Source organism: Paenibacillus sp. FSL K6-2859 (assembly GCF_038008265.1).
GTDB lineage: Bacteria > Bacillota > Bacilli > Paenibacillales > Paenibacillaceae > Paenibacillus_AQ > Paenibacillus_AQ nitricinens.
In genome coordinates this window covers 2,086,184-2,109,586 of the sequence record NZ_JBBOYU010000001.1, presented here as the reverse complement: position 1 = coordinate 2,109,586, position 23,403 = coordinate 2,086,184, and the positions used below count along the sequence as shown (strand labels likewise).

General features: G+C 44.1%; 20 protein-coding genes. All 20 read right to left on the bottom strand.

All coding sequences use genetic code 11. From position 1 onward, the window contains the following. Window positions 1-123 precede the first annotated feature (123 nt). From MHB64_RS09050 to essC, 20 genes are read right to left on the bottom strand one after another with little or no spacing between them, the layout of a single operon-like run. On the bottom strand, window positions 124-3,486 hold the full coding sequence (locus tag MHB64_RS09050; protein ID WP_341134194.1) for a DUF5704 domain-containing protein: 3,363 nt from the start codon (window positions 3,484-3,486) through the stop codon (window positions 124-126). 14 nt (window positions 3,487-3,500) lie between these two features. Then, window positions 3,501-4,709, bottom strand: coding sequence for an S-layer homology domain-containing protein (locus MHB64_RS09045; protein WP_341134193.1), 1,209 nt, complete (start codon window positions 4,707-4,709; stop codon window positions 3,501-3,503). A gap of 42 nt (window positions 4,710-4,751) precedes the next feature. Continuing rightward, window positions 4,752-4,892, bottom strand: coding sequence for a hypothetical protein (locus tag MHB64_RS09040; protein ID WP_341134192.1), 141 nt, complete (start codon window positions 4,890-4,892; stop codon window positions 4,752-4,754). A gap of 8 nt (window positions 4,893-4,900) precedes the next feature. Then, window positions 4,901-6,109: an S-layer homology domain-containing protein gene (locus tag MHB64_RS09035; protein ID WP_341134191.1), complete on the bottom strand. Its 1,209-nt coding sequence runs from the start codon at window positions 6,107-6,109 to the stop codon at window positions 4,901-4,903. Window positions 6,110-6,153: 44 nt separating this feature from the next. Next, on the bottom strand, window positions 6,154-7,134 hold the full coding sequence (locus tag MHB64_RS09030) for a hypothetical protein (protein ID WP_341134190.1): 981 nt from the start codon (window positions 7,132-7,134) through the stop codon (window positions 6,154-6,156). Beyond that, window positions 7,121-7,672 carry a hypothetical protein gene (locus MHB64_RS09025; RefSeq protein ID WP_094870410.1) on the bottom strand — a complete coding sequence of 184 codons (552 nt, stop codon included), beginning with the start codon at window positions 7,670-7,672 and terminating at the stop codon, window positions 7,121-7,123. Before MHB64_RS09025 ends, MHB64_RS09030 begins: the two co-directional genes overlap by 14 nt. Before the next feature lie 14 nt (window positions 7,673-7,686). After that, complete coding sequence (locus MHB64_RS09020) at window positions 7,687-8,049, bottom strand: hypothetical protein (protein WP_341134189.1); 363 nt, start codon at window positions 8,047-8,049, stop codon at window positions 7,687-7,689. Continuing rightward, window positions 8,046-8,576, bottom strand: a complete 531-nt coding sequence (locus tag MHB64_RS09015) for a hypothetical protein (RefSeq protein ID WP_341134188.1) — start codon at window positions 8,574-8,576, stop codon at window positions 8,046-8,048. Before MHB64_RS09015 ends, MHB64_RS09020 begins: the two co-directional genes overlap by 4 nt. 18 nt (window positions 8,577-8,594) lie before the next feature. Further along, on the bottom strand, window positions 8,595-9,095 hold the full coding sequence (locus MHB64_RS09010; RefSeq protein WP_341134187.1) for a hypothetical protein: 501 nt from the start codon (window positions 9,093-9,095) through the stop codon (window positions 8,595-8,597). A 57-nt stretch (window positions 9,096-9,152) separates the two neighbouring features. Further along, window positions 9,153-9,659 carry a hypothetical protein gene (locus tag MHB64_RS09005; RefSeq protein WP_341134186.1) on the bottom strand — a complete coding sequence of 169 codons (507 nt, stop codon included), beginning with the start codon at window positions 9,657-9,659 and terminating at the stop codon, window positions 9,153-9,155. 13 nt (window positions 9,660-9,672) lie between these two features. After that, window positions 9,673-11,754 carry a hypothetical protein gene (locus tag MHB64_RS09000; RefSeq protein ID WP_341061611.1) on the bottom strand — a complete coding sequence of 694 codons (2,082 nt, stop codon included), beginning with the start codon at window positions 11,752-11,754 and terminating at the stop codon, window positions 9,673-9,675. Further along, window positions 11,751-13,598 carry an ATPase, T2SS/T4P/T4SS family gene (locus MHB64_RS08995; protein WP_094878482.1) on the bottom strand — a complete coding sequence of 616 codons (1,848 nt, stop codon included), beginning with the start codon at window positions 13,596-13,598 and terminating at the stop codon, window positions 11,751-11,753. The genes MHB64_RS09000 and MHB64_RS08995 overlap by 4 nt, the downstream gene beginning before the upstream one ends. Then, the gene (locus tag MHB64_RS08990) at window positions 13,591-14,424 is read right to left on the bottom strand and encodes a hypothetical protein (protein WP_341134185.1); all 834 of its coding nucleotides are present in this window, start codon (window positions 14,422-14,424) and stop codon (window positions 13,591-13,593) included. Before MHB64_RS08990 ends, MHB64_RS08995 begins: the two co-directional genes overlap by 8 nt. Window positions 14,425-14,430: 6 nt before the next feature. Next, window positions 14,431-15,000: a hypothetical protein gene (locus tag MHB64_RS08985; protein ID WP_094878481.1), complete on the bottom strand. Its 570-nt coding sequence runs from the start codon at window positions 14,998-15,000 to the stop codon at window positions 14,431-14,433. Between the two features lie 5 nt (window positions 15,001-15,005). After that, a complete protein-coding gene (locus tag MHB64_RS08980) occupies window positions 15,006-16,055 on the bottom strand; it encodes an SAF domain-containing protein (protein ID WP_341134184.1) in 1,050 nt (349 codons plus the stop codon). A gap of 21 nt (window positions 16,056-16,076) precedes the next feature. After that, on the bottom strand, window positions 16,077-16,424 hold the full coding sequence (locus tag MHB64_RS08975; RefSeq protein ID WP_341134183.1) for a hypothetical protein: 348 nt from the start codon (window positions 16,422-16,424) through the stop codon (window positions 16,077-16,079). A gap of 21 nt (window positions 16,425-16,445) precedes the next feature. Then, complete coding sequence (locus MHB64_RS08970; protein ID WP_341134182.1) at window positions 16,446-17,906, bottom strand: hypothetical protein; 1,461 nt, start codon at window positions 17,904-17,906, stop codon at window positions 16,446-16,448. A 27-nt stretch (window positions 17,907-17,933) separates the two neighbouring features. Further along, window positions 17,934-18,185: a hypothetical protein gene (locus tag MHB64_RS08965; protein WP_094870399.1), complete on the bottom strand. Its 252-nt coding sequence runs from the start codon at window positions 18,183-18,185 to the stop codon at window positions 17,934-17,936. Between the two features lie 20 nt (window positions 18,186-18,205). Next, entirely contained in the window at window positions 18,206-18,913 is a 708-nt protein-coding gene (locus MHB64_RS08960) for a hypothetical protein (RefSeq protein WP_341134181.1), read from the bottom strand. A gap of 20 nt (window positions 18,914-18,933) precedes the next feature. Next, a complete protein-coding gene (gene essC, locus MHB64_RS08955) occupies window positions 18,934-22,920 on the bottom strand; it encodes a type VII secretion protein EssC (RefSeq protein WP_341134180.1) in 3,987 nt (1,328 codons plus the stop codon). Between the last annotated feature and the right edge of the window lie 483 nt (window positions 22,921-23,403).

Here is a 23,403-nt window from a genome sequence, read left to right as displayed (position 1 = left end):
TCTCCTTTAAGTAATTGTTTTTTATATAAAAATGAACTTAAAAAATACTTTTTTTCAGATCAATAAGATCTTTTAAGTTCATTATTATAGCTCCGGTTTTCTTATCAGTTTTTTTTGCAAACCCTATCTACCCTGCCCCTGATAGTCATTACGTACCGAGAAATCTGATTCAAACAGAATGATATCCCCAGAGGAAAAAGAGAACGTCTGTCCCATTTCATCTGTGCTCCCATTCATCTGGCCTTCAATCGCCCACATGTTAGCAATCGGTGCCTTGTAGCCTAAAATACGAGTGTCTGCATCTCCATTTTTAGTCGTATAGATTTGGAAATTCACCAGAATATAACCACCAGTGATGAACTCCTTCTCATGCCCATCTAATGCACCTCCATATTGATTCGCCAGAGTGACGATGTTTGTTCCCTTTTGCAGGATATATGGTGCAATCGGCAAGTTATACTCCCCGTACCAATGCTGTACGCTGCGGACGGCTGTGATTGGATTAACTACATTCGGGATGTCGGTCGGGCCGACTAAAGTTCGCGATTCAAAGGGCAGGACTTCCATGTCGTAACCGTAAGCGATTTTGGTTTTTCGCTTTAGATACTGTTTGTAGAACTTAAACCAAGGCGTCTTATTTCGCTCCGCTTGAGTCATTATATAGTTGTATTCATAGCTAGCTGCCGTCGATAATTCACCACTCGATATATTCCGCAAGCCATCCGCCAAGCGGTAGGTCCGGGTGTAGCTCAGCTTGTCCTTTGGGGAGCCGACGCCGATCATCTTATTCTTCGAACCGGAAATATCATAGTACAGATCGACAGGTGTCGCTGTACCTCCGTTTTTCGGAATAAAATAGAAGCTTGGCTCGATCCGGATACCCTCGCCCGGCTGCCACAGGTTCCCGATGGTCCGGAAGTCAAACAGGAAGGAATAGCCGTTATGTGGTACCGTCCTTTGCTCCGTGGGGTGAGAACCCTTGCGGATCGGCAGCTGCCACTGTGGCTGTCCACTTAAAGCGGTCGGTATGCCATTCTCATCATTTCCGCCGGTATAATACATCGCGTTGCTATGCTCAAATGTCCCGACACCCGTTCGAAACACCTTCTCAAACCGGAAATCTCCAATGTCCCAGATCCGGAAATTGAACAGCCGACCGACCACACCCACATTGAAGCTCTCCGATGCGCAGTAATTCCATAAGTCTCCGTTCCGATTCACTTCGCAAAGATCTGAACCATCCGATGGAGCATTAATCGCCCAAGACTGCGTCTGAACCGTATAGTTTCCTTCATCAACCCAGGTTGGCATCTTAAAGATCATGGACGGCGTCCCTACAGGAATGTAGATCCAAGTATCCTCCGGGTAATAATTGCCATTTTGAAACACACCGAAAGGAAATTGAATCCGCTTATTTTTCGTGTATTTGGCATAATCCCGGTTGCCGTACCCAGGGATATTGAGATGCTGGCCGCTCTCTGTAAAGTGTACGGTGAATGGCCGATCCAAGATCAGCACCGCCCTAGTCATATCCGGTGTCATACGTTGATCGAATGGGCGGTTATCGTCTGGAAGAAGCGAGTAGTTGACGACCGGTGTGTGCACGGTGACAGTATTAATTCCGTTTATCGGAAGCACCCTCTCCTCTGTTCCACCGTTGATATTTCCATCCATTGGTGTGTAGGTTACCTCCCCGGAGCTTGGAAGATTAGGAACATTCAGATGTGTAGGCTCAATAATATTGCCCGGACTGTACAGTACGTTTTCACCTATGGGCTGCGGGTTCGGGATGGTCGTAGGCGGAAGACCCATTTCTATAGCTTCATTCCCGTTCATGATCGTCTGCCCAGTGAAGACAAGGTTATCATTTTGCACTTTGATTTTCTTGGCGGCTTCCTCGGCTTTCGGCCGGAAAGTCTCTGTTTCATCGTCTGGTTCCGGCCGGGTCGTTCCTCCATCTTTAACAGTGGATGGAACAGTAATTGAATCCGGAGCATCAGGAGGATAATACTTGCCCGTGGTTTCTGCTGTAAAATCAGGGGCTATATAACCGTTAGGGTCTAAAGTAATCTGTCCTCCAGAAAAAGCATCATTCACCAATAACGCCCGAGCTAGGGAGTAAACTTCCAGTGTATCTATAGTCCAATAAGAATAAGGGCGTTCAATAGTGTAAGAGTATTCGACTTCCTTCGGTTCACTTGTCGGAGCGGGCACAGTCCCTGTGCCTGTGGGAGCCGGTTTTCTAGGATCCCATTTTAGGGTATATGTTTTTTGAATTTTAATGTTATACGTGCAAGTACCTTCCATCTCTACAAAACTATTTCGATAAAGATAACTCTGCGTCGAGACATGGCCATACAAGCTTTCAGAGCTTGGAATACCCTGCAGAACATCAAATTGTTCATTCCCGCGCTGATCTGCTCGTATCTCAGCAGCCACCTCAGGATCCAGATATTCGCCGGGGATCTCCTGGCCTGGAACAGGATCAGTGCATTCTACTGAGGAGTTTCCAGGGGTTGGGGTTGGTCCGGGTGTACCTTTGATATATACGACATATTGATCAGGATAACGGTAGCTATAAGTTTTAAAAATATACTCAAAGTCAGCGTAGTAAAACAGCATAGCTGCATTACCTGCGCTCAATTTTCGATAATACTTTGCATTATCATGCTCTTGTGTGTAAGTAATCGTTGCTCTATCCAAGCTCACTTGACCAGCAACATTAATAGAGTAGGGTAGATAATTGTCCAGCTTAGTCGATAAATCTGTCTTTCCGTGATCAGTTTGATTGGCCTCTACATCTGTTAAATAAAGTATTTTCACATGCTGATTCATGCTAGTAGTATTCTGAGGGATTAGTTGATCCAGAACAGATTTCGTGTTATCCATGTAGGCTGTACTAGTTATATTGGGATACAACGAATTCGTAAAAGGTTTACTGCGAATAAATTCATCTTCTTTTATACGAATAAATACATTTGGATACGCATCCGCTGGGGGACTTGTTCCAGGCCTACTTGGAGGATTACCTAATTTACTTATTATATGATAATCACCTCCAAAAGCTCTCCAACTCGTATCCCCGCTACCCATTTGCCAAGCAAACCATCCGCCATTTCCGGTATTCTCACTAGATACAAACTCAACAGGATCTCCTGAAAATTGTATTTCTTCATTATAGGTCTGGCTATTCACGGGTATTGTTCGAACCACTTGGCCATCTCTCTTGAACTCAATCTTGGTAATAATGTTTCCCGTTCCCGCATTCAGACCTAACGGCTTTGTTTTTAGTCCTGTATAACGATAAAATATCGCACCCGAATCTTTTTTTACAGCACTTCCGTTTGTATTGTATTTATTAGATAAATCTACGGTCTTCCAGATGTGTTCCCCTACTTCGGCGGCTCTTCCTGTTTGTGACTTCAATGTGATAAGCGTCAAGACTAATACCGATACCACTACACTGATTACTTTAATACACTTCATCAACATCCTCTTCACTATTGTTCACTATGAGGATATACACTTAAAATACGTACATTGGAACGAAAGTATCCAGAATTCGGTGTAGTTATCCATATCCACACTGATTCTCTCAACTTATCTTTCGCAACTTTAGGAATAATTAAATAAGGAGCATCACCATATTCTTTGTGAAAGACAGGGGCTGCCATAGTTAGTATGTCCTCTTTTTGCTTAGGATTGGGTAACCCTACTCCTTCAATTTCTATCTTTGCATATCTATCACTGAAATAACGATCTGGTGCATCATTTTTAACCGTTGACTTCCAATAGAGAAGATATGCTTTTTTATAGTTCGTTACGGGGTGACCAGAATTCCCATATTCTCCATAACCCCATTTAAGTGTGCTTAAAGAAGCAATTTGTTTTAAATTAGGATCATTCGGATCTTCTAAGTCAATCGCGATAAGTTCATGCAGGGTCGCCACGTACTTGTTATCCTTGGAGGTTAAGGTTAACTTATCTTCTTCCCATTGATCTTCTATGCTTTCATAGCGCGACCACTTTTCACCACGATATCCAACAATCTCCGGCATCACCGTAAAAATATTCGTCTTATGCCAGGCTATTTCTGCGCTACTAATCGCATACTTATCTGTCGGCAGCTTCCCTCCGCCTTTTACCGTTAATACACGCTCTACGGTAGCTACAGATTGCGCTCTAGTTGTATTTTCCTTTTCTCCAAGCTTACCTGCACCAAGTCCAGAGATTAAGCCCGACTTCGTAGCCAGATACATCCACTTGTCATCTTCCTTTGTCACTAATCCGGTTGCCCGGGCAGCGATACGCGCCATCTCTTGACGGGTTATTGTTTTGTTCCATTCCAGCTCCGAATTAGCAAAATCACTGCTCACGTACAACTTCGCCACTTCCGCAGCATTAACGTAACTTTCATACCATTTGCCTGCGGTCTCCTCCACGCTTTGCCCAGTCGCTGTCACGATCATTTTGATAAATTCCGCACGGGTTACGTTGGCATTAGGCATGAACAGCCCTCCCGGATATCCCACTACATACCCTTTTTTCACCGCCGTATCAATTCCTGATTTCGCCCAATGATTCGCCGTAACGTCACTAAATTGAACGGCGTCAGCCTTAACAGCTGAAGTTGAGGATGAAACTAAGCACACAGCGAGCAGTAAGAAGATCGAGACTGCTTTTTTACTTAGTTTTAATAGAGTATTCATATAAAACTTCCTTCCGTCGCTATTATGTATTAATAGGTAATTCTATTTATTAGACAAATCCACCGTCTTCCAGATGTGTTCATCTACTTGTGCGGCTCTTCCTGTTTGTGACTTCAATGTGATAAGCGTCAAGACTAACACCGATACCACTACACTGATTACTTTAATCCACTTCAGCAACATCCTATTCCCTACTGTTCACTATGAGGATTTACAATTAAAATATCTGCAAAGGAACGAAAATATCCAGAAGTCGGTGTAGCTATCCATACATATACCGATTCACTCAGCTTATCTTTCGTAACTTTAGGAATAATCTTATAAGGAGAATCATCTCGTTTCTTGTGAAAAACTGGTGCGGTCATCGTTAATACACCCTCTTCTTGCTTAGGATTGGGTAATCCTACTCCTATTAATTCTATCTGTGCAAATCCATCACCGAAATAACGATCCGGTGCATCATTTTTCTCCGTTGACTTCCAATAGAGGAGATATGCTTTTTTATAGTTCGATACGGGATGTCCAGGATTCCCATATTCTCCATAACTCCATTTAAGTGTGCTCAATGGAGCAATTTGTTTTAAATTAGGATCATTCGGATCCTCTAAGTCAATGGCAATAAGCTCATGTAGGGTCGCCACGTATTTATTGTCTTTGGAGGTTAGGGTTAACTTATCTTCTCTCCATTGATCTTCAATGCTGGCATATCGCGACCAATCTTTACCACGATATCCAACAATCTCCGGCATCACCGTAAAAATATTCGTCTTATGCCAGGCTATTTCTGCGCTACTAATCGCATACTTATCTGTCGGCAGCTTCCCTCCGCCTTTTACCGTTAATACACGCTCTACGGTAGCTACAGATTGCGCTCTAGTTGTATTTTCCTTTTCTCCAAGCTTACCTGCACCAAGTCCAGAGATTAAGCCCGACTTCGTAGCCAGATACATCCACTTGTCGTCTTCCTTTGTCTGTAATCCAGTTGCTCGAGCAGCAATACGTGCCATCTCTTGACGGGTTATTGTTTTGTTCCATTCCAGCTCCGAATTAGCAAAATCACTGCTCACATACAACTTCGCCACTTCTGCAGCATTAACGTAGCTTTCATACCATTTGCCTGCGGTCTCCTCCACGCTTTGCCCAGTCGCTGTCACGATCATTTTGATAAATTCCGCACGGGTTACGTTGGCATTAGGCATGAACAGCCCTCCCGGATATCCCACTACATACCCTTTTTTCACCGCCGTATCAATTCCTGATTTCGCCCAATGCTTCGCAGGAACGTCACTAAATTGAATAGGGTCCGCCTTAACTGCTGAAGTTGGGGATGAAACCAAGCTCACAGCGAGCAGTAAGAAGACCAGGGCTGCTTTTTTGCTTAGTTTTAATAGAGTATTCATATAAAACTTCCTTCCGTCGCTAATATGTATTTATAGATCTAGATTTACCTAACCGCACAATCCTCAATAAAATACCCTTTTCGCACGGCCTCCTCTGGATCGAATAGACTTTCTATAACAGTAACCCCCGGGGATACACAACTTTCTCCGTAAGCAATATGTCGCCCAGCTGAATTTCGGGTACCTACCAGAACCTTTCGTCGCATTACTGCCCCACGACCTAAGGAATATGCATCCAACAGTTCTCCACCAGGAAGCGGATAACCTTGAATAAAAGCCATGATCCCTACATCCTGTATGGATTGCTCCTGCAAGCCGCGGGGAAGGGTGAACTGAATCGACAAGCCCATTCGTTTCACCAGCTCCAAATGTCTGTTAATGGCTGTTGCCAAGTCTTTTTCAACGAGTGATGTGATCGTACTCTGCCGGATTTCGTGAAATAGTTCTATTGAGGTCAGAGGATTAAGATTGGTCTCAGCCGCCAGGGCTGTATAGTCCCCCTCATAGAATTCATTAGAGCTAGTATCATACACCCGCGCATTGTCATCCAAAGTGAAATAAAGCAAATTGCCGTTCTGAAGCTTGTAGTAGTAGGGACGCTCAGGCCAACTCACAGGCATAAGTTCGTCCTTCCCGCTATCACTAGCCGTGTCGTCCAGAGTAACCAACGTATAGCCGCTATATCCAAACATCACCAGTGCGGGTATATGCATTTTTAAATTGTTCATTTCAGTCTGGTTGTTCTCCAGCCCAAATTTCAAAGCTAAATTACTGTAAAAAACACTTAGCACATCCTGATCCAGTTGCAGCTGGCGTTCCCGCCCATAGTGCACTGCTGTGGTAGTAGGCTGCTGTTCCAGTCGTGACAGATAATCGCCAGCATCATCCACTGCGGCTTGAAAATCATCCGAATAGCGTTTATACATGTCCTGATTGAAGACCTGAAGATCTTCTCGAGTGTCGCCCATAAGAACAAGAGGAATGACCAGAATTAGAAAAACAAGCACAACACTAAGGGGCTTCACTTCGTACCATCCCCCCATACTTCAAATTGACCGGAATCATTTCACTATGAAACAAGAGCGATCGCATCCGTGAGGCAAGTGTCGTCCCTTCAGATTCCAGCCGGACATTAAACAGATCGCCTACATGCATGGTAAACCTTCTAGCTGGATCATCTGCAGCCAGTAAAGGTCCTGAATGCGGATATAAGATTTCCAAAATATCCTTGCTGAAATATCCGTCATATCGGACACTAAAGCTGTTCTGGAATGTAGAATAATCATCAGGATTCGTATATAAGGGCTGTAAATTCTTTTTGTAATACTCCATTTGCACTTTGAAAACACCATATGAAGCATCCAACGAATGAAGAAACAGCTCATAATCGGAAGTATCCACGTACCCTTTAGCACGAACGGTATCCACGAATTCCACCACGGCCGCATTGGCGGCGAGCTTAGTATTCCTTTCTACAACTTCGGATTGACGGAATGCCGGATAGACTCCGAACACAAATGCCAGCAAAATAATAATAATTACACCTTTCAGCGCGTCTGCCATGCGGCTCCTCCTTTCTAACGGGTGGCGGAGATTTCCGTAATCATCTCATCGGTTCGCGTGACTCTTAACTGATAAGCAGCATCAGGCACTCCACGAAAATCCACTGCTGTAAGGTCTGTTTCTTCATTAATTGCAATGCCATCGATATATAAAATATATTCCCCCTCCAGTGCTGGAGGGATCATACCGATGACCTGCTCACCGCTAATTTTGTTCAAATCACCTGTCCCTTTGTAAGGTGCCGATGCAACTGTCGGCAGCTCATAGTGCCTGTTTGGAACAGCACTCTCCATCTCCAGCCGCAAAAACGTAAATCCGCCTACGGCGAACAAGATCCAAGCAAAGAGGGTTAGTAGGAATTGGGTGCTAGTTTTCATTTAGCCTCATTTTGATCGAACACAATTAATCGGACCTCACCGTTATTGTCCCTATGTACGTTAGCCCTGAATAATGAAAGTGTATTTATATTATAATTTTCATCATTTTTCAAATCCTCGCTCTGATCCAGCATTTCCGAAACACTGTGTGATTTTGCCGAATGATTCTTAACAAAACCACCAGTGGGATTCTCATCAGTCTTTCCTGTTTCAGTATCATAGTAAGTCTCATAAGTATTTTTCGCATAGAATCCTTTGTCATTTATTCCTGTCTTAATAAGTATAGAAAACTGAGGGCGACCTTTAAATTTCATAGCCGCATTAATAACATCCTGACCCGAAACATTCTTATTGTCATAGCTATTGAACTCCGCCTGATCGATCATCTGAGTCTGGGCCAACGTCTGCTCTTGGGCACGGATGAAATAATTATTGATCACCAGATAGATACTTACACCCGCAGCCACAATTAAAATAGTCACTATAATTCCGATAACCCATTTAAGTCCTGTCGAAATATTCTCCATATTTGCTCTCCTTCCCCCTTATTTGGGCTGTGTAAATACAATCAGCCTAACCTCTTCGTTCTTATCTCTGAAAATTTCAGCCTTGAAGCGCCCAAGCGTATTAATGTTATATTTATCATCTTCTATATCCATCATTTGAGAAATAGTTTTAGAATCGCCTTTACCCGGAGTAGTAAAATCTAGCACTCCCCCAGAAGAAGATGGGACTGCATACTTAGTCCCATACGTATTATCCGCATAGAATCCATCTGTATTTTCCCCTGTTTTAATAAAAATCGCGAACTGCGGACGTCCCTTATACCGCATGGCCGCATTAATCACATCCTGGCCGGATACATCCTTATTATCATAGCTATTGAATTCCGCTTGATTAATCATTTGGGTTTGGGCCAGAGTCTGTTCCTGTGCGCGGATGAAGTAGTTGTTGATAACCAGATAAATACTTACGCCTGCGGCAATAATCAGAATGGTAACAATAATGCCGATAACCCATTTAAGTCCGGTCGAGATATTCTCCATGATGTTTCCTCCTCACCTTATTTAAAGCTGGTTTTTATTTTTTTGCTCTTTACGGATCTACTCCGCTACGAAAAAAATAGCTGCAATCCGCTCATTTTTATCTTTTATCAGCTTCGCCCTATATCTAGCTTGCGGACTAATATAATATCTTCCTGAAGCCTCCGAGAGTTCTTCTACATCTACACCTCTAGTATCAGGTCCCTCTTTGAAACTCCCACTGGAATAATCAAACGCACGGCAATAATCTTCTCCGTTTGGATTCATGCTAAATCTTCTTTCTGCCTCATTCTGACCATTGGCATATGGTTTTTCAATGTATAAGCAGAAGCCCTGCTGCGATTCGTACCTCCGATAAGCCGTAAGAATCTGGGAGCCGCTGACGATCTGATTGTCAAATGCGGAATATTGCTGCTCCGAAAGCTCCCTGGCCTGTGCCGCCGCCTGGCTATTCGCCAATTCGACAACTGGCTGTGTCTTCCCCCACAAGAACAGACCGGATGATATAATGGCCAGCGTAATCAGAATCGATATCGTTGTTTTCAAAAAGCTTGCTATATTCTCCATGCCTGTATCTCCTTCACATTTTGCCAGTTACAACAGTCAGGTCACCCAGCTGCTGGAAGGCCATATAGACGAAGGGAAGCAGTAAATATAAGGTGAACGTTGCCTGCATCGGCAAGAACCCAAACATTTTACCCAGTGTACTTTTCCTGCTGATGACCTTCTCATAGTGCTCCTTGCGCTGATCCATCGCGAATGCCCTCTCCGCATCCATATCATCAAACGCCTTCTTCACCGGGATCAGATCGGCTGCCACCTGCAAGCGGTCTGCGAGCCGTTCGAGGGGAACGAAACGTGCGTCCTCCTTCAGATTCTCAATAGCACTCCAGCCTCCAGCCTCATAATCCAGCATGCAGCGCAGCAGCTGCCGCTCAAAAATATAGCTGTAACGATGCAGCCACTCTATCATTTCGTACACGCTGATATTCGGAAATTGAGACAGCATCATGGAAAGTGTATTGAAGCCATCCACCTCATTCTGCATTTCCCACTTTCGCAGCTGAGTACGAATGATTAAGTAAGCATCCGGAAGATAAAACCCTGCCAACGCCAGCCCAAAAGCCAGCAAAAGCTCATACCATTTGTAATACTCCTCATGATATTGCTCTACCCTGTTCATTAACTGTGCAGCATAGGCATTCTGGTTCAGATTGTTCTGAAGGAAAGACTTATTCTCCGCTTTCTCCTGAATGTAGGGCAACATCTGATCCGGTGTAATATCCTTCGCTACCAGTTCTCCAATTAAAGTCTGCTCAAAAGCGTACCGTTCCTCGCTAAGCATCTTCTGAGATTCTGTCTGATTGCCGCCTGTGGTGATCTGCTTATTGGGGTACAGGATGTTATGCTTGATATTGGCATGGATCGAGAATTGAAGCGATACGATCAGCATAAAGATAACGAGTGCCGCTAATGTTTTCTGCAGAAAGAAGGCATGTTGCGACAACCCAGAGTTAGCATCCTTCAGTTTGCCGGCTACCTTGAAATGAAGAGGCTCATGTTCTGCCGGTGTGATCCGATCCACCAGTTTGAAAATCCATTTTTTCTTCAGGATCCGATTTAACCACTTACCCTCATCTTTGATAGATTGCGTGTCTTCATCCACACCCTTGAGAATCCGCAAGGCAATAAACGATATTATGAACGTGATATACAGTAAGATTAAAGAATATAACCCCCAGGCCGAATTGTAGTAATTAGATACAATAGGAAACATTCCCTCCGCCCAATTGCGGATTGGATCCAGCATGAATACCGGTGAAATGGCTACAAAAACGATACCGTATAACAAACGATCGATTCGTTCACGGCGATTAATATCCATATGAATCTCTTCTCTGATATTGCCAAGCATCGATAGATAAATCGAACGCTCCCCTTTATGGATATCCGCATCACCATATTCACCTATTTTGTAACTCACCCCAGCCAGTTGCTTCATATAACGGTTAGGTGCAATCTCATAATATTTCTGCAGTTCATCTTCCGGGTCCACCGCTGCCAGAATCCCGGCAATCTGCCTGGCATGCACGGCTACCATTGGTTTCGAGCGTTCCGCAGAATTCTCCAAGCTGACTTGCACCATATGTGTCTGATGATATTCATGACGAATATCCAGAATCATGGACGATTGGTCGTATAACATCTGCTTCACTAAACGCCCAATGAAGAGATCGCTGAGGACACCTCCAAGATATACTGAGACTAGCATAATAGTCGCACGGCTTACCCAGGATGAAGTCCAGAGGAATGAACTCAACGAAATGATCAGAATACAAGCAACAATCATTAGCGTCAGCGCAGCCGCACGACTTCTGATCATGATTTCATTGCCTGCATGAACCAAGGTCAGACGCGAGCGCATCCGGTGAAGAAGTTTCTTCACTAATGGCAGTTCATCAAGTACCGGATAAGTTTTATGGGCCTGCTCCAACCATCTTTTTTCCTTTGTTCTCGTTGGCAGGAGAGCCTTTAGTCGCCTTTGCTCTTGATATTGTGTTCCCTTCAATTTACGCTGCACTATGTTAAGCAGCACAAGCAGGACAACCAGTAGCACTCCCGAGGTTCCCAAAATAATCAACAATAGGTTTTGCAGATTCATGCGGATTGCCCCCAATACTTCTCAAGAAATGCAGCGAATTCTAGTGCATCCTCTTCATCCATATTTTTGCGCATTTCATCGATTTTACGGCTGCTGATCGGATGCTTGGTCACGTATTCTCCGGCTTCCCACATAATGACATCCTTATAGTCATAGGAACGCCGATCTGTCATCCGGCCAAAATATTCGGTCATGGTATCCATAAAAGCATCCAGCTTGTCCGTAATATTCTCAGGATCTTTGTAGTTCTGAGGATATTCAAACTGGGGATCAGCCGGGATAATCTCTGTAATCCGTTCGATATATCTTTTCCCAGCACGCAGTACCAGGTGGACGTTGAAGCCAAGTGCCTCAACAACCTGAACCTCAGCAATTTTCTCATTACTGAAGGCTCCCGATGCGATAAGACTATTGCGCAAAGCGCTGACCAAATTGGGCAGCGTTTTGCCGTGGTGTGTAAATAATGTATATTCAGAAGCTACCTGGGCTGCCTGAATCACATAACTGACCACACTATGAGTAGCCGCCTCACCAACAATATTCACAGCGCCATCCGTTTTTTTCTGCACATCCAGCCCATCCTGCCCACTAACGGAGGGGGTTTCTCTAAACGATAAAATATTTTTACCCGGATACATTTTTCTTGCCCAGATCTCGAAGGAAGTCTCCTGAATCCGGATATTCTTCGCATCAATATATTTGATCAGTGCCTTAAGCAGCGTTGTTTTCCCCGAGCCCTGTCTGCCAGTGATAGCAGTGACCTGATGGCCCAGGATGAGAAAAACAAGCATATCAATCGCAAGCTGTGCCCCTTGATCTTGAATCTGCTGATCCAATTCCACGAGCGAATCGTTAAATTTGCGGACAAAAAAAGCCCAGCTTTCAGCCATTTTGGGCCGCACAACCACGACCCGGCTGCCATCAGCCATATCGTTGATAATATAACCCTTTGATTCATTTAATTGCCCAGGGTTACCAAACCCATAGATATTTTGGCAAACCCGCTTAAGTTCCTTCTCAGAACCAAAACTTAAGAATTCCAGGTGAAGCGACTTTCCCCGATAGAACGTCCACACCGCATCATAGGATTGTGGTATGAAATGCTGCTGCTTCGTATATTCCAGAAAATCTGTAGTCTGAACGACATCAGGAGGCATGCCACTTGTTCCTCCATTGACTCCGTCGATGTTCTGATCTCGAAGCTCATCAATAACGCCGAGCCCCTTATAAATTTGATAAGCTCTCTGGACAATAATTTCAATCTTGTCCTGGATGGACAATCCCGGCTGCTCGGACTGATAGATATGGCGAATCTGCTCTTCGGTGATCTTATACCCCTTAGATCCATCAGGCAGCTTTTGCAGTGTATCCAGGCTATATTTGCTTACTATTACATTAAATGCATTCTGACCATGATCTTTTTTGAAAACATAAAGCAAGATATCGAAGCAATCCTGTGAAGTCAATCGATTCGTATGGCCGAAGCTGATAATCTTATCTACATTTCCTTCATCCAGACCGTAGGTCTGAACCAATAGATCCTTCATATAAAGCTTCACGTATTTTTTAGCGGATAGATCGCCGTGCATGCAACTTCGGAGCGCTTTCTGCAATTCCCTTCGCCGCGCCTTCCGACGGTTGTATTCTTCCTCACTTGGGCTTCCTTCATAAAGAGACGCAGCTATAATCTCCTCAAAAGCCCTTCTCAGAAATAGCACGATTTCATTCATATCATATTTCAGTTGGACGGAAGGTGGAGCAGCATCCTTACGTCTGCCCAGCCATAAGTAGAGGAACACTCCAATAGCTATCAGGACTACAAAGATCAGAATCAGATTAATCATTCGCAACATCCAATTCCGATACTGGAGAAATCTCCAGCATCCGGAAAATAAGCTGTCCCATATGTCGTACCGCCTCAGTGAAGTTTCCATCCTCACTAAACTCCAGAAAACGGGATTTAGCCTCTCTTGTCTTCAATAGAAACTGAACAAAACGCCGTTCATTTTGAGCATCCATATAACCAATATGATGTGGGATAACACCTACTGCTTTTTTCTTCAATTCATACAGCTTAATAATTCTCTCTTTATTGAACCTGGAGCTGCGCTCATAAGCCCCAATACAATAGAGGACTGGCTTATGGCTCGGAACAGGAGCTTTGTTCTTGTTCAAAAAATAGGTATCCAGACTTACCTGATTCTGATTTAGGTTAACCACAATCAAATCTGCCTGCTCCATAACCAGAGACACAACATCCGGATCATCTTCAGAGGAAAGGTCCACAAATAACAAATCATAAAACCTGCGATAATCCTTGTAGATATGCGGAAGCAAGAGCTTTGTCTCATGTTTCTCAGTACTCATAGATCCCCTAAGCAGTTCCAACCGATCCTTAAGAATGGACTCCGCATGATCTCTAATTCCTTCAGGTGTCAGCATTCCACACTGCACTAATCTCTCAATCGCATCCATTCCGCCGGTGGTCTGTGCAGACTGAAGCGTTGTTCTTGTCTGTGAGAATAAATGCTCAAGCACCCCTTGCTCCAAATGCGTATGTGTCATTAACACGCGGATATGATGATCTAGCGCTATGGTAGCCGCAACAGCTGCCATATTCGAAGTTGTTCTCCCCTGCCCTTGAGCAGGTCCCCAGAAAGCTACAAGCACAATTACCTACCCCCGTTTCCTTGCGTACTGCCACAGCTTCTTGATGTCTTGCTTTGGAACATCGCAAATTTCAATCAAAAAGTCATTTACAGCTTCGGCAAAATCCTTATCTACCTTAAGATCCACCCTTCCATCATGGACCCAGTCAATTCTTCGCTCCGGACTACTGATGTAACTGATTTTTGAAGTAATCACTGGATAATATTTATCCACATACTTCAGTCCAAGTCCGCATTCTTCTTCTATGATAAGCAGTACAGTAGGCATTCGTTTCTGATCCAGCAACATATCTACGTTCTCCATAGCCTGACGTTCATAGGTGGTTGCGAAGACAATAATCTCCTCCTCAAGACCCTCAGGATACCCATGATGCCAGTCATACAGAACGATATCCGGTTTGTCAGCTACGCTTGAATCAGCAATCTTTATACCAGACACTTCGCCTTCAAAATACTGATAATTCCTGCTGTTATCCGAAATAATCATGACATCGTTGTTGAAATAACTTTTCAACAGAATAGCCGCTGCCAGTATGAAATCGTGCTTCTCGCAATCCCCTGCGACAACAATGTGCAAATCGGTCACTCTCCTTCCAGCAGACTGTCATCTGTGGCTGCTTCTTTATTCGTCACACCCGTTGAACTCTGGTCTGCACTTGAATCGATCGGCGCTTGATTGGTCCGATCTATCACTCCGTTCACGGATTGGCTTTCATCAACTTTCGCAGCTTCCTCTGCTGCCGCCGCTCCCTGCACAGCCTTTCTCTGGATCACACCACTGCCGCTTGGTGCCTGTGCTCCCACACGAATTCTATCTTCATCCTCCATAACTTCGAGCCGTTTCTCCAGTTCCTTACGAAGATTGGCAGCAAGACTCCACTTGGCCTGATCTATAATGAAAGGATTATCCTTAATTACTCCAAGTACATCCAGATTAGGGACATAATTGACTACAGGTTCAGGCTGAAGCTCCGGTTCTACGTACTGTTTCATATACAGCTCCGCGTTATTTATGTATGCATCCACCAGGGCAGCTTGCAGGAGCTGTGCTTCTTCTTCATTGTCATTAAAAAATGTATATTGATTCGCTAAATCTACGTCCTTCAGCGACTTCTTTCCTACGACTATGTAATCCTCGCCATTCGGGAAAACGATCCGAATATCTACGACATCTTTTTTCGTTAACCGAAGCGGCAGTTTAATATATTCAGTCTCTTCTTTTCGTTCTGATGGCTCCAATCTCGCTTCATCACGTACCATTTCAGTAGTTACCGCTGTGCCTGACAATGCATCAATCTTCAAGTACTTGCCTACAATCGCTTTAGACTCACTGATCAGATTATCCGGTGAGGAGAATTTGGGTAGCTTCTCTTCCATTACATCCTCAGCGGTAATCACCTCTCCAGCTAGCTTTGGAGATATCAGAACATAGGCTGTCTGGGATTGATCCATATAGCGCTGCAAGACTTCATCTTTATCATTCAGCTGTTCTTCGTAAGCTGCCCGCTCGTCGATCAACTTAGCGTTATAATGGCGATAAGTTGCAAACCATACCCCGGATGTGGCAACGGCAACAAGACAACCTGATAGGATCGTATATCTCAGTATTTTTTTCCGCTTACGTATTGCCACTTCAAGACCTCATTTCCATCCCTATTTGATTTTCCCTTTCGATTTTGCGGCCGCCGCTGCCGCTGCTGCCCGTTCGGTGGCTTGTCTTTCAGCTTCCTTAATTCTGGCTGCCTCTGCTCTCTCTTCCTCCACCTGTAATTTATCTGCATAGTTCATCATATTTGATTCAATTTGGGCTATGGCGGCTTTAAATTCGTTCATTTTCTTTATCCATTCCTCACAATGCTGCTTAAACTCTTCCCCACCCAAATCTACCCAATAACCAGACACTCCTGTGATTGCTGCTCTCATCTTATCGCTGCACTCCTGGGCAGGGGAGAGAAGTCGATGGCAATCAAAAGCAATGCCCCTTACCATACCTGAATTCATACCCAGCCTCCTGATTGATAATTACCGGCTCTCCGGAACAAATGAAAATCCTATGCCTATTAATAACAAGGTCACAAACAAAACCGTCCCAACAATTCCCCAGAGCAGCGTTTGCTTGCGAAAGAGCTTTTTCTGAACGGTCAGCAGCTTCATTACCCATTCAACAGCCGCTTTATCTGGATACAAAGGATCTTGATGTGCAGGCATCAGAGTCGTTTGAATTTCTGCAAAATCCTTTTTCAACATTTGTAATACTTCCTGATGTCCATTTTCCAGCAGTAGCCTGCACCGCTTGCGCTCATAAGGATTAAGGGTGTTCAGCTTCTCTTTCAGCAGTTCATACTTCCACATAGCCCCGTTGCCTACCAAAATAGGAATTTGCGAGTTCCACCACAGCTCGAGTCCACTGGTGCCCTTCCGCTCCCGATGGATATCCACCCATAGAATGATATGCGTGAACTCACTGGCCAAAAGCTCCGAAATATCCCACGAATACCCTCTGCGATAGAAAGTGACTCCTTCATATTCGAACATGGTAGAAACCGAATCTTCTTTCTCACCCTTAAAAACAATCTGTTCAAGCGAACTGATTTCGGGCCTGTCATCTCCGCATACCAGGGGCTTCCAGCCCAGTTCTGCCAGACCCGCGGCCAGTAGAAACGCCGCTGCACCTACGTCTTCTTCCCCTCCGACACCACAAACTCCGATGACAAGTGGTACATTACTGCCCAGAATTCTCGCACTAACTGCTGGCGTAGATTTTTCTTCTACCGGAATAGATTGTTCCAGACTCTCCAGCGTTTCCGCTTCGGTTAATGACGGGGTCTCCTTTCTGGCCGGAGGCCCCGGTCTAGACGGAGTTGATCCTGCTGAAGAGCGAGGAGCAACGGATGGTCTCCTGTTGGCGGCATCTGCTACAGTTCTGGAACCGGCCGCCACTGGCTGTGGACGGGTAAGCGACTCCACCGGTCTCGGAGGAGCAGACGGTGCCTCTTCCACTGCCGCGTCAAAAGCTACTCTTGATGATGAGCCTTTAAACGAAGAAAAAAGGCCTTTCTTTTTACCCAGGATATGATAATAATCCCTTGTAGTTTTTTTCTCTTTGATCCAATTCAGAAGATCATCGCCCTGGAATTCCGTAGTGAACTGAAGATCATGTATGTTCATATTTACCAGGGTCCGTATAAATTCAATATCCGTTTGCAGCGCCGGGTCTAACTGAACGATCAGCCGAGTATGTTTAAGATATTTGCGGATCAGTGTCATGAAACTGATAATATCCGCAGCCTTGACCGGTGTGCCCAGACCCGCGCCGCCCTCCATAATTACAATGGATGAAGGATCGACTTCCTTGCTACTGAAACCACTTATAAAACTATGTAATGTAGAATGTTTACCAGAAATTACATAACCCTCATGCTCCAGCGACCTGGATAGCAGCATTATAAGTTCAGGTGAGCAGACTAAGTGTACGTTTTTCATAGGAATCCTCCTTTACGATCTCCCAGCTCAATAGGGCAAAATACGAACTATGGCTCCGTCCCCTTGTATAATCTCTGCGAGAACAGCATGCGGCCCCAACTCCATCCATTCTTCGCCCGTACGGCTGGCTTCACATTTAAATTCCCAGTGATCCGGAAGCCAGTTGGCTTGCTTAAGTAGCTCGATACATTGCCCTGTAGAAATAGAAAGAGAGACTTCCAAATCCAAATACTTCTCTCTTTCACCTTTAAATACAAAAGTAGTCAGTGCAGTTGACATAGTCTGATCCCCCAGATTTGTTAAGCTTCTTGCAGCCAATTACATAATTCATTTACTACTGTAGACAAGGATTGTGTGGTTTGACTGGCGTCTTCTTCCACCCCACGCAGCAGCCACATTTGATCTTCATGAATCAACAGGTTCAGTTCGCGAATCACCTGTGCCTCCTCGGTAATGCATTGGATTTCTGCCAAGGAAGTTATGAATGCACCTGCTTGAAGAGACTTTCCCACCCACGTTTCAAAATCCACTTCTTTATTTATCGCTTTTTGTAATTTATCTTTATCGCTCAATTCCCACACTAAAGGGATTCTCTCAATGACCTGATACATCAGCTCATGTATTGCATAAATCTCCTGAAGCTTATAGGTGTTACTTTCCGGCTGATGCTCAAGTTCAAACCAAACTTCATCCTGAACAAAATAGAAGACCTTGCAAGTCTGTCGATTCGTATGCATAAGCTGGCAAAAATAAGATTTGCAGCTGGATGCAACAGCGATACCTCTATGAAGCACTTCATTCACTTTGGCGAGCCCCGCAAAATCAACCTCTAAATATCCCTTCACTTCCAGCGACCTCATCTGAGCATCCATTAAGGAGCGTAAATTACGCTCCGACTCGTCTTTGAGATCGATTTCCAGACCTGGAAAACTAGTTCCTCCTATCAATGCAGTCAAATAGATAATTTCTAAAGGATGCAATTCAAACATTTCACGAGCCGGCTTCATCGCTTTTTTCACCTGCTTATCTATAGTTCTGTAATCATTTTGAGGCGTGAAATGGTCCCCTCAGTTAGCAGTATCGCTTCAGTATTATCCAATACCTCGTTCAGCTCATGGTATTCCATACTCTCGAGTAGTGGAGCATAAGACAAATGATCATTGGGTCTTCCATCGGACAACAACGCATGTCCACTGTTAATCAGTTCACCCGCAAAATCAGTGACCAATTGCATTTGATTCAGTTCAAACGAATCGCTGCCGACCAGCAGCATTACACCAAGTCCACCGCCAAACCTCGCTACCCGCTCCAAATGATCCAGTGAATCATTCTCCATCAGATCAAAAGCGGACTTAAGATGAGGCATTACAATGACGAGAAGCGGATACTTAGACAGAATATACTCTGCCTCGTCAAACTCTTCACGGTTTTGGGCATCTGCAAAAGCTTGCCGTGCATCATTTTTCCTTAGTTGCAGCTGATCCACTAAAGATTGTGTGAGCTGTAAAAACTCTTCAGCTGTGCACATATAGCGGGTAATCGTTGAACTAGCTTTCAAGCTCGGTATACTGACAACACCACTATCAAACAGATGGAATTCCATATTTACTTCGCCTGCCGATTTATCAAGAGCTTGTACTAAGGCGTTAAATCTAAAGTCCACATGCTTTTGAGTAGTATAAGACACTACAAAATTGCTAACCTGCTTTACATTAATCTCTACCGGAAGTGTAGTATCCCAATCCAGCCCGAGCGGTACCAGATAATTCCCCTGCGCTTGTTCCTTAGGCACACGTTCCAGAAGGTCTGCCAGTGAAAGCTTGTCCGGGATCACTGAAATCCCCACAGGGTTATTCACTCCTGCCACTGCTTTCATCTCCGAACTAATCCGGCGGAGAGAGGCAGCAATCTGATCATCCGAGCTGCCATCCACAGGAAGCGCGGTATGAAATTCCAGAATCCGGTTATCTTTGAGCAGTCCGCGCCCTACGGTATTCGTTGGTTCCATCCCTTCTGTTCTGCCCAGAATACTGGAATAATCCAATCTATCAGACATTTGATATACTAGAGCCTGCTTAATATTCTGGCTGATTCGGTAAGGATAAGAGTTTACAGCATTGGCAGCGAACACGAAGTATATCCCGTAATTACCGCCTTCACGCACCAACTTGGAAAGCTCTAAGATAAAGTCATCATAGGCTTCTGAGAATCCTGTGTAATTATCGAGCAGAATAACAATATAAGGAACCTTCTCTCCAGTGGCCGCACTGTACGAGACCAAATTGCTGATTCCAAGCTGAGAAAACTTACGTTTGCGTTCATCCAATTGGGACAACAACCAACTGATCAGTTTTCCAAGCTTTTGTTCGTCCTCTGGAAAAATAATATCCCCTACATGTGGAAGCTCGTGGAATACTCCCAAGGTGCGTGTACCAAAATCCAATATATAGAAATGAACGTAATCAGGTTCATATTTCAAGGCGAGGGACATGATAATTGTCTTTAACAGCGTAGTCTTACCGCTGCTCGGCGCTCCATAAACCAGTAAATGTCCATCCTGATTAAAATTAATATCCAGATTGTATTGCTCCTGATCTGACGGATTATCAATTCGTCCAACGGTGGCAATAAGATTCTGATCTGGCTGCTTCCATGATTGCCCATCCCAGATCTGATTCTGATCCATAACATCCGCTAAAGTCATAGTCTCCGGAAGTGGAGGCAGCCATAGCTGAAAAGCCTCTCCGATCGATTGCTCAGCAGAAATGGCAGCTATATGATTAACCACAGCCTGCAGCTCACTCAGTTGCGAGGCATGATCACTGTTTTTCACCTTAGGAATCAGAGCTCTGCGTTCACCACTTAGTGAAACGATATCCATCTTTGGACTTCCATCCTGATCTGTCTCCCCTGCTTGATAAGGCGCTCCGCTCCAGGAGGATTGGAACAAAGTGAACACTTCATTATTACCAACTTGCAAATACCCACGGCCTTTTTCTTTGATCTCTGCTGCCTCCGTGCGTTTCAGCATCTCCTGACTATCCGAAGGTGTCTGCACCTTCAGACATAGCTTAAATCTGGAGTTACTCCAGATCTGGTCATCGACTACGCCAGAAGGTTTTTGTGTTGCCAATATTAAGTGAATCCCCAAGCTTCTTCCGACCCGTGCCGCACTGACTAGCTCTTTCATAAATTCCGGTTGATCTGATTTAAGTTCTGCGAACTCATCTACCACTATGATCAAATGCGGCAAGGGAAGGTTAACTTCTTTATTGCGGTAAAGAACGATGTAATTATCAATGCTGGTCACTCCGGCTTCACTGAACAGTCGCTGTCTCCGCAAAAGCTCACTTTTGATGGAGGCAAGGGCCCGATTGATCTGATTACCGCCAAGATTGGTGATTGTCCCCACCAGATGTGGAAGTCCAAGAAAAGCATTAGCCATTCCTCCACCCTTATAGTCGATCAGTACAAAAGCAATCTCATGCGGATGAAAGTTCACTGCCAGACCCAAAAGTAGAGACTGAAGCAGCTCACTTTTCCCCGATCCGGTAGTGCCGGCTACTAGACCATGTGGACCATAGCTTTTTTCGTGCATATCGAACAAAAGAAATTTCCCGCCTGCCCCGAGCCCCAGAGGAATGGACAATGTACGGTTAGCCTGGTTTTTTGACCAGCGCTCCAATACCTTTAGAGCCTCTACCTGCTCAACCTCAAAGCTCTCCAGAAAAGTTACCATTGGTGGGATATAGCTGTTATTTTGACCTTCCTTAATTCTGAGCGGAGACAAAGAACGGGCAAAAAACTCTGAATTTTTTTTATCCAGAGAATCGGCAGAAAAATAATCCGCTAAATGACTTAACAGCTGATTAGTATCTTTTCGAACCATCCCCTTACCATCCTTGATTTCCAGAATAGCCTGGGAATTCAGCGGCAGCGCAACATCAATCTTTTCCGATGTAAAAATGCTGGTCACCCCAAGTGAAGCATTGGCCGAGAGCAAATACTTCATCATATCCGTGCTGTCCCACAGTTCAGGAGCAAAAACCAGAAAAACATAATGCGGGGTCTGCATTGGCTGTAGTCCATAACCATTCGTGCTGTTTTCTTCTCTTTTTCTAAGCTCTGGAAGTAATTCATCCGCAATATTGGAGGCATCAAAGGATGTTGTAGCCAAACTTCTCTGGCTTCGATTTTTATTCCATGTATGGGGCAACCATTTCAACCATTCCCAGTGCTGCAGATCATCAGGCTGCATCACGCATATTACCCTTACATCATCGTAGCCTTGGTGTGTTGTTAAATGAACTAGAACACCATTGAGGAAATCACGAACCTCCTGCTGTTTGCCGTAAATTCCGAGCGTATTAATATTCCTTAGCGGTATGTAGACCGGAATATCTCGCACAAAATACATCTCTTCGCATATTTTACTGGCGATTTCTTCAAGTGGGTTGTCATCGTCAATCGCTTTCGCTTTCGAGCTATATATTGGCACCAGAGCAATCGGCTGGATACCAACACCAACCCTGAGATTCAAAAAGTCATCTTCAATTCCGGTTTTTTCCCACAGCTGCTTGCTTCTCACCCGTACGATTTCAACACAAGATTGAATACTTGGATGGATATATGTATAGGCTTCTCTTTGCGTACTGGCGGCACTTTGTAAATCATTACGAACCTGGAATAAGTAGTTGAGATATTTCTTTTCAAGTTTTTTGTTCTGTTCATGATGTTTTTTCACACTGGATTTATAATTCAAAATTGAAACCATGACCGTCAGAACAGTCATACCCATGGTTGATATCAGCATGGTAAACGACCTGGTCAATGTTGACATAAATATAGAGATGACTAACATCCCGATGGGAGGGACTATAATCGTCAACCATGAGAAGGTTGGTTTTCCCGATGGTCGGGCAGGATCCTCCAAAACCAATTCGCCTTCCGGGTAATTCGGTTTAATTCGAGGGGTTCTTTGTACCTGATTAGTTAGCATTTCTTGAGTACTCATCTTTTTCATCACCACTGGATAGGAATTTTGGATTAACAAGAATAAATAGTGTAAATTTTAAATAAAAAATAAATTATTTTCCAATTTAGGAGATACATACTGCATTATCGGTTCGACGACTAAATAGTTTATATTTTCCATAACATTTTTTGCTAAAATGGTTCAAAGATCCCCAATAAATTACCATTATTTTCATAAAAGTAAAATTACTAGTGTATATAGATCCAGTTCTAAGGTCACCTGATCGTGCTTTATTTTTGATGTAATTTAAGACATTTGGCACATTTACTTTTTTTATTTCTTTTTTGTTCATCTTACTTCTCGGTACTAAAATTACGAGTTTTTTGTATCCAATATTCCATTTTAGACCCTATGCATCAGACCATTTCTACCATACTGGAGAGAATTCATACTTCTGGAAGGAATTAACCCGTGAAAAAACCAGGAAATCCCTGCTAACTCGAACTATTTCCCGGTATCAAA